General features: G+C 64.3%; 8 protein-coding genes. 6 read left to right on the top strand and 2 right to left on the bottom strand.

Annotated features, from left to right (window positions below):
* From IC50_RS05450 to IC50_RS05440, 3 genes are all read left to right on the top strand, one after another.
* Window positions 1–622 (top strand): phosphatidylserine decarboxylase (locus IC50_RS05450; protein WP_035701415.1); only part of this gene is annotated, 622 nt, incomplete at its 5' end.
* A gap of 79 nt (window positions 623–701) precedes the next feature.
* Window positions 702–1,583: a CDP-alcohol phosphatidyltransferase family protein gene (locus IC50_RS05445; RefSeq protein ID WP_035701412.1), complete on the top strand. Its 882-nt coding sequence runs from the start codon at window positions 702–704 to the stop codon at window positions 1,581–1,583.
* Window positions 1,584–1,706: 123 nt separating this feature from the next.
* A complete protein-coding gene (locus IC50_RS05440; RefSeq protein WP_035701410.1) occupies window positions 1,707–2,426 on the top strand; it encodes an RraA family protein in 720 nt (239 codons plus the stop codon).
* Window positions 2,427–2,428: 2 nt separating this feature from the next.
* On the opposite strand, the gene IC50_RS05435 is transcribed toward IC50_RS05440, so the two are convergent.
* Both IC50_RS05435 and plsY read right to left on the bottom strand, forming a co-directional pair.
* Window positions 2,429–2,722, bottom strand: a complete 294-nt coding sequence (locus tag IC50_RS05435) for a hypothetical protein (RefSeq protein WP_035701408.1) — start codon at window positions 2,720–2,722, stop codon at window positions 2,429–2,431.
* Between the two features lie 157 nt (window positions 2,723–2,879).
* Window positions 2,880–3,560, bottom strand: a complete 681-nt coding sequence (gene plsY / locus IC50_RS05430; RefSeq protein ID WP_035701406.1) for a glycerol-3-phosphate 1-O-acyltransferase PlsY — start codon at window positions 3,558–3,560, stop codon at window positions 2,880–2,882.
* Window positions 3,561–3,859: 299 nt separating this feature from the next.
* On the opposite strand from plsY, the gene IC50_RS05425 reads away from it, so the two are divergent.
* From IC50_RS05425 to IC50_RS05415, 3 genes are all read left to right on the top strand, one after another.
* The gene (locus IC50_RS05425) at window positions 3,860–4,633 is read left to right on the top strand and encodes a motility protein A (protein ID WP_035701404.1); all 774 of its coding nucleotides are present in this window, start codon (window positions 3,860–3,862) and stop codon (window positions 4,631–4,633) included.
* A 23-nt stretch (window positions 4,634–4,656) separates the two neighbouring features.
* Window positions 4,657–5,487: an OmpA/MotB family protein gene (locus tag IC50_RS05420; RefSeq protein ID WP_018320942.1), complete on the top strand. Its 831-nt coding sequence runs from the start codon at window positions 4,657–4,659 to the stop codon at window positions 5,485–5,487.
* Between the two features lie 229 nt (window positions 5,488–5,716).
* Window positions 5,717–7,618 carry a potassium transporter Kup gene (locus tag IC50_RS05415; protein WP_035701401.1) on the top strand — a complete coding sequence of 634 codons (1,902 nt, stop codon included), beginning with the start codon at window positions 5,717–5,719 and terminating at the stop codon, window positions 7,616–7,618.
* Window positions 7,619–7,756 lie beyond the last annotated feature (138 nt).

Here is a 7,756-nt window from a genome sequence, read left to right as displayed (position 1 = left end):
GAAAAAAAGCCTGATCCTGTTCTGGCTGTGGTCGCCGTTGGGGTGGATCGGCACGATCCTGACCGTCTGGTGTGCGCTGTTCTTCCGCGACCCCGTCCGCGTGACACCCGTGCGCGAGGGGCTGGTTGTGTCGCCGGCCGACGGCCGCGTCTCGATGATCACCATGGCGCTGCCCCCGGCCGAACTCGGGCTCGGCGACCGGCCGCTGCCGCGCATCTCGGTGTTCATGAGCGTGTTCAACTGCCACGTGAACCGCGCGCCGGTAGCGGGCAGGGTGGATCGCATCGCCTATCGGCCCGGCCTCTTCATCAACGCCGAGCTCGACAAGGCGAGCGAGGACAATGAGCGCAACTCGCTGGTCATCACGACGCCGACGGCGCGGATCGGCGTGGTCCAGATCGCCGGCCTCGTCGCCAAGCGCATCGTCTGCTTCGTCAAGGAAGGGCAGTCGATCGGCGCCGGCGAGCGCTTCGGCCTGATCCGCTTCGGCTCCCGCCTCGACGTCTATTTGCCCGTGGGCACCAAGGCACTGGTCTCCGAAGGGCAGACCGCGATCGCCGGAGAGACGATCCTGGCCGACCTTGCCGGCGACGACCCGAGCCGCGCCTACCGCGCCAATTGACCAATAGTCGAGCTTGTAGGCCTTCCGCCGCAATGGCGGAGGGGGGCTCGGCTTGCTATATCTCGCCTTGAGGTGAGCAATGACGCCCTATGACTTCAAAGATACCGATGCGCGGCGCCGGCGGTTCCGACCGATCCCGGTGCGGATGCTGGTGCCCAACGTCATCACGCTGCTGGCGATCTGTGCCGGCCTGACCTCGATCCGTCTGTCGATCGAGGGGCGGATGTCGCTGGCCGTCTACGCCATCGTGTTCGCGGCCGCACTCGACGGCATCGACGGTCGCATTGCGCGCATGATCAAGGGCCAGTCCAAGTTCGGCGCCGAGCTCGATAGCCTCGCCGATTTCGTCAATTTCGGAGTGGCGCCCGGCCTGATGCTGTATTTCTGGCAGCTTCACGAGCTCGGCAATGCCGGCTGGATCGCCGCGATGGTGTTCGCGATCTCCGGTGGCCTGCGGCTCGCGCGCTTCAACGCCACCATGGATGATCCGAACAAGCCGGCCTTCGCGGCCAACTTCTTCACCGGCGTGCCGGCGCCCGCCGGCGCCATCACGGTGCTGCTGCCGATCTACATCGCGTTTCTCGATCTCGGCCGCACTCCCGCGGCAGTGACGGCGGCCTATACGCTTCTGATCGCCTTTCTGATGGTGTCGCGCCTGCCGGTGTTCTCCGGCAAGACCAAGCGCATGCGCGTGCCGCCGGAGCTGGTGCTGCCGGCGTTCGTCGCCGTGATCGTCTTCATCGCGCTCCTGATCGCCTATCCGTGGCACGTGCTGTCGATCGGTACGGCGCTTTATCTGCTCTGCCTGCCGCTCGGCTACAAATCCTATCGCGACCAGGCGCGCGCGATGGAAGCCGCCGCGCCGGCGGGAGGCGAGGTCTCGTCACCGCCTTCGGCGCCGACGCTGGCGAATTTGTCGGAGCCGCCGCGCGATGACGACCGGCCCGGTCGTCTGCACTGAGCGCCTTTCACGGATATCTGCCATGAGGCCTGCCTGAGTTGGGTAGAGGCCCGATCTCGGCTATATCGCCCCGGTGCCGGCGGCATCGCGCAATCAACCGCCGCCAATCTGGGAGAGAACGCCGTGACCAATTCCACGACCGGGCCGCTGCCCGTTTCCGTCCTCGAGGCGCTGGGCCGCTACGACACGCCGACGATCTGCAATGCCATGGAGATCGTGGCGCCCGAGCGGCGACTGATCGGCTACACCACCAAGCAACTGGTCTGCCCGTTCCCCGACCTGCCGCCGATCGTCGGCTATGCCCGCACGGTCACGATCCGCTCGGTGCTGAAGTCCTCGCTTCCCGCCGAGGAGCAGTCGAAGCGCCGCATCGAATATTACGAATATGTCGGCACCGGCCACGGCCCGCGCATTTCTGTGATCCAGGACATCGACGGGCCGGACGTCGGCTATGGCGCGTTCTGGGGCGAGGTGCAGAGCAACGTGCACAAGGCGCTTGGCTGTCTCGGCGTCATCACCGACGGCTCGATCCGCGACATCCCGCAATGGGCACCTGGCTTCCAGGCGCTGGCGGGCTCGATCGGCCCGTCGCATGCCTGGGTGCATGCGGAGAGCTTTGGCGGCGAGGTGCGCGTCGCCGGCATGACCGTGAAGTCCGACGATCTGATCCATGCCGACCAGCACGGCGCCATCGTGATCCCGCTCGACCTTGCCGCAAAACTCCCGGAGGCCGCGGAGCTCTGCGGCCGCCGCGAGACGCCGATCCTCGAGATCGCCCGCAGCCCCGACTTCTCCCTGGAGAAGCTGAAGGCTGCGCTGAAGCGCTCGGCGGAGATCCACTGAGCTTATGGCGATGACGCCGGTCGCGCGCTGCCTTGTTCGGTCAGGAACAGGGCAGCCTGATCCGGTTCTCCAAACACTGCGGCGGCGCATCCGATCAGGGTGAAGCCGCCGGCAAGATCCCACAGGGTAATGTCATCTGTGCGGTCGGGGCTGTGAATCAATCGCGCAGCGATCACGGCGAAGGCGGCCTCGACGAAGAGCAGGGCACTGAACGCCGGCAGGACGAGCTCCGGCTCGAGCAGATGGAGCGCCAGCACCGCCGGTAACGCGGTGAAAAGACTGAACAGCGTCAACATTGCAAATCGCTCCCGCGATCGAACATGCCGCAGGGCTGAAGAATACTCCACCATCTCTCGCCGCGGATGTGGCGCAGGGCCGCAGCCGACCGCCGACTGGCGGTCAAGGCTCTCCAACTCCGGGAGCTCAGCTTCGACGACGAGCGAGTAGCCCCCCTTACGCTTCCGCCCTCGGTTCCGGACTGAATTGTCCGAAACTTGGCTCTGTCCCGGCCAGCAGCCGCTGAATGTTGGCGCGATGGCGCACGATCACATAGATGCCACCTGCAATCACCAGCAATCGGTAAGGCAACGGTTGCTCGAGGATGCAGACGAGGGCGATCGCCGTCAGCGCGGCCAATATCGAGCCCAGCGAGACAATGCGTGAGACAGCCAATGCGACAGCAAAAGCGATGGCAGCCCCGAGGCCGACTGGCCACGACATCGCCAGCAGGACGCCGAGCCCAGTCGCAGCGGATTTGCCGCCCGTGAAGTTCAGCCAAATCGAAAGGGCGTGTCCCAGCAAAGCGGCAAGTCCAGAAAGACACACGGCCCAGTCTATCCAGCTTTGCGCATCGAGTGCGGCCGGTGGGGTGCCTGATGGCAACGTGAAGACCCAACCAAAGAACCAGCGGGCGCAGGCGATTGCAGCGGCACCCTTGAGCACATCGACCAGAAGCACAACCAGCGCAGGCCATCTTCCAAGGGTGCGCAACACATTTGTTGCACCGGTCGATCTGGAGCCGTGCTCTCGAATATCGATACCACTCAGCAGTTTCCCTGCCAGATAGCCGGTGGGTACAGAACCTAAGAGATAGGCGATGGCCAATCCCGTCGCGTTCGCTAGCCAGAAAATCATGGGAGACACCTCGACGCTATTGTATCAGCCAATATGGCTGCGCGCTCATGAGCCTGCGGGCTGGGCCTCGAAGACATCATCGCACCGTCGCCCCAATCATGGTTAGCAAAGCGTTGAGATTCCTGTCGACAGTCGGCAAAGCCGGCCTCCGCGGAGCGCACTGCGTCAGCCCGGCGCGCCCGCTCAACTTATCCTTTACGCGGCTTTAAGGGCGGCGCTCTAGGGTTTCCGATGCGGTTCGGGGTTGGGCCGCGCCAGCGGCCAGGATGGCCGTTGCTGCGTACGCGTTGGAGTCTCCCATGGATATCATGACGGGCGTTGGGCTCACGGCGGGCATCATCGTCATCACCGCGATGATCTTCATGGGTGGCGATCTCCACATGTTCATCTCCGAACATGCCATGATCATCATCTTCGGCGGCTCGATCTCCGCCACCATGATCCGCTTCCCGCTCTCGGCGCTCCTGCACGGCCTTCCGCTCGGTGCCAAGTTCGCCTTCACCATGAGCCGCCTGTCGGCTCACGACCTCGTCGACGAGCTCGCCCGCATCGCGGAGATCGCCCGCAAGCAGGGCCCGGTGGGTCTCGAAAAGGTCGAGACCGACGAACCCTTCCTCGCCAAGGGCATCCGCTACGTCGCCGACGGCTACGACCTCGACTTCATCCGCGACAATCTCGAGCGCGACCGCGACAACTTCCTGATGCACCTGGACGAGGGCAGCAAGATCTACCGCGCCATCGGCGACTGCGCCCCGGCCTTCGGCATGATCGGCACCCTGATCGGCATGGTGCAGATGTTCGCCAACATGACCGACCCCTCCAAGCTCGGCCCGTTCATGGCAACCGCGCTGCTCGCCACCCTTTACGGCGCGCTCGTCGCCAACCTGTTCTGCCTGCCGATCGCCGACAAGCTGCACGGCAAGCTGCTCGACGAGGAGACCAACCGCACCCTGATCATCGACGGCATCCTGATGATCCGCGACTCCAAGAGCCCGACCCTGGTGCGCGAAATGCTGCTGGCCTATCTGCCGGAGAAGCATCGCCACGGCGAGGGCGAGCCGGTGCCGGCCTGATCGCGCGCATCCGGATTTAGGCCATGGCCAAGAAGAAGCGCGGCGATGCTCACGGCGGTGGTCACGGCTGGTTCGTGACCTTCGCCGACCTCATGGGATTGATGATGAGCTTCTTCGTGATGCTCGTCGCGTTCTCGACGCAGGACGCCAACAAGCTGAAGATCGTCGCGGGATCCATGCGCGACGCCTTCGGCGTGCAGAGCGAGGCGCGGTACGCTGGCATCGTCGAGTCCGACGGCCTGCCGACCCGCCCGCGGCTGAAGAACGTCGACCACATCCAACCCGAGGATGCCTCCAACACGCCGACGCCGGATCAGGAGGATCGCGACCGCACCTCGGGGGCGAAGATCAAGGTCGACCGCAATTTCGCGCTGGCCGCGGCCTCGTTGCGCCAGGCGTTGCAGGACATGCCGGAACTGACCGAGATGTCCAAGCACATCATGTTCGAGGAGACCAAGCAGGGCCTCAACCTCGAGATCGTCGACCAGGACGGCCGCTCGATGTTCGCCGACGGCTCCAAGGTGCCCTATGACCGCACCCGCCGCCTGGTCGAGAAGCTCGCGATTCCGCTCAAGGCGACGCCGCTGCGCGTTTCCATCGCCGGCCACACCGCGGCAGGATTTGTCCCGACCCGCAGCGACTACGGTGCCTTCGATCTGTCGGCCGATCGCGCCAATGCCGTGCGCCAGATCCTCGAACGCGAGGGCCTGCCGCCGTCGCACATCTTCGCCGTTTCCGGCAAGGCGGATACCCAGCCGCTGTTTCCGGACGATCCCTCGCTCGCGGCCAACCGGCGGGTGACCATCACCCTGATGCGCGAAGATCCGCCGCTGCCCCCGAATCTGAAGCCGTGAGCATGATCCGGAAAAGTGGGCACCGGTTTTCCGACGAGATCATGCTCGGATAATTGGCCTCTTGCGCTACCATCTTACCTGAGGCATGTGGTCACGCCGGCGATGAACGTGGCGGCGCCGTCACAACATCTGTCTTGGTCCCTGCTATGGTGAAGGACCGATTGACAGACGCGGCGGGAGCGTCAAAAGGCGCCGGATCAATTCAAGGGACGAAGCGTTTTCCACCCTCATGACGGCGAGCATCACATCGACCGAGACCCAGGATGGGCAACCGGTCACATCAGGCTTTTGGGCCCTTACGCTCGGGAGCATCGGCGTCGTCTTCGGCGATATCGGCACCTCGCCGCTCTACGCATTCCACGAGGCGGTCAGGGGCGCGGCCCATGGCGAGCCGGTCTCGCGGGTCATCGTGCTCGGCGTGCTCTCGCTGATCCTGTGGGCGCTCCTGATCGTTGTGACTGCCAAATACGTCCTGCTGCTGCTGCGCGCCGACAATAACGGCGAGGGCGGCACGCTCTCGCTGATGGCGCTCGGCCAGCGCGCGCTCGGGCGGCGGAGCTGGTTCCTGCTCGCGCTCGGTGTGGTCGGCGCCTCGATGTTCATCGGCGATTCCATGATCACGCCGGCGATCTCGGTGCTCTCGGCGGTCGAAGGCCTGAAGCTCGCCACCCCCGCGCTCGAGCACTACGTCGTGCCCCTCACCGTCCTCATTCTGGTGCTGCTGTTCGCGGTCCAGAGCAAGGGAACCGCATTGGTCGCCTCGGCCTTCGGGCCGGTGATGGTGGTTTGGTTCACCGTCATCGCCGCGATGGGGGCCGTCCACATTGCCGACGACCCCTCCGTGCTGGCGGCTATCAATCCCTACTACGCAGTGCAGTTCGTGCTGTCGCACGGCACGATCGGCCTCGTGACACTCGGTGCCGTGTTCCTGGCGGTGACGGGGGGCGAGGCGCTTTATGCCGATCTCGGCCATTTCGGCCGCAAGCCGATCCAGTCGGCCTGGATGTTCTTCGTGCTGCCCGCGCTCCTGATCAACTATTTCGGGCAGGGTGCGCTGGTGCTGTCCGATCCCGGCGCGATCGAACACTCCTTCTATCGCATGGTACCTGAGGGTCTGGTGCTGCCGCTGGTCGGACTTGCGACTGCCGCAACCGTGATCGCGAGCCAGGCGGTGATCACGGGCGCCTATTCGCTGGTCTATCAGGCCGTGCAGCTCGGGCTGTTGCCGCGTTTCGAGGTGCGCTACACCTCCGAATCCCATGCCGGCCAGATCTATCTGCCGCGCGTCAACCGCCTGCTGCTGATAGGCGTGATGCTGCTGGTGCTGCTGTTCCACACCCCCAGCAATCTGGCCTCGGCCTACGGCATTGCAGTGTCGACCACCATGGTCGCCGACGGCATCATGGGCTTCGTCGTGATCTGGAAGTTGTGGAACTGGCGTGCGGCGACGGCTGCTGCCGTGATCGTTCCCTTCGTCATCGTCGATTTGAGCTTCTTCAGCGCCAACCTGCTCAAGCTGCTTGAAGGCGCCTGGGTGCCGCTGCTGTTCGGCATCCTCATGGCGGGGACGATCTGGACCTGGCGCAAGGGCTCCGGAATTCTGATCCAGAAGACGCGACGGATCGAGGTGCCGCTGGACGATCTGATCCGGAGCCTGGAGAAGCGGCCGCCACACATCGTCAAGGGCACGGCCGTATTCCTGACCAGCGATCCCGCCTTCGTGCCGACCGCGCTCTTGCACAATCTCAAGCACAACAAGGTGCTGCACGAGCACAACGTGATCCTGACCATCGAGACCGCGCAAACCCCGCGGGTTGATCTTTCGGAGCGGTTCAGGATGGAGAAGATCAGCGACAAATTCTCCAAGGTTCGCTTGCGCTTTGGCTTCATGGAGCAGCCGAACGTGCCCAAGGCGCTCGCGATCGCGCGCAAGCAGGGCTGGCAGTTCGACATCATGTCGACCTCGTTCTTCGTGTCGCGAAGATCGCTGAAGGCCTCGGCACAATCGGGCATGCCGCTGTGGCAGGACCATTTGTTCATCGCGCTGAGCCGGTCGGCCAACGATGCCACCGACTATTTCCAGATTCCGACAGGGCGGGTGGTTGAAGTCGGAACCCAAGTCACTATTTGAACGCAACCGGCAGCCTATGCAAAATTTGCATGGCTATGGTCCGGAATCGGCCTAGGCTATGCTGGCAGCGCAGGCCTATAAGCCGCGCGCTCCTCCGCCGTTGTGCCGTGAAGCATTGTAGAGGCCATTGGGCTCTTC

Origin of the sequence: Bradyrhizobium genomosp. I (2014) (genome assembly GCF_000261685.1) — a bacterium.
Classification (GTDB): Bacteria; Pseudomonadota; Alphaproteobacteria; order Rhizobiales; family Xanthobacteraceae; genus Bradyrhizobium.
The sequence above is the reverse complement of the archived record's forward strand: the minus strand, read 5'-3'. Positions and strand labels throughout refer to the sequence as shown.

Coding starts and splice junctions, on each gene's coding strand:
- IC50_RS05445 (WP_035701412.1), top strand. CDS start 702: ATGACGCCCTATGACTTCAAAGATACCGATGCGCGGCGCCGGCGGTTC.
- IC50_RS05435 (WP_035701408.1), bottom strand. CDS start 2,722: ATGTTGACGCTGTTCAGTCTTTTCACCGCGTTACCGGCGGTGCTGGCG.
- plsY (WP_035701406.1), bottom strand. CDS start 3,560: ATGATTTTCTGGCTAGCGAACGCGACGGGATTGGCCATCGCCTATCTC.
- IC50_RS05425 (WP_035701404.1), top strand. CDS start 3,860: ATGGATATCATGACGGGCGTTGGGCTCACGGCGGGCATCATCGTCATC.
- IC50_RS05420 (WP_018320942.1), top strand. CDS start 4,657: ATGGCCAAGAAGAAGCGCGGCGATGCTCACGGCGGTGGTCACGGCTGG.
- IC50_RS05415 (WP_035701401.1), top strand. CDS start 5,717: ATGACGGCGAGCATCACATCGACCGAGACCCAGGATGGGCAACCGGTC.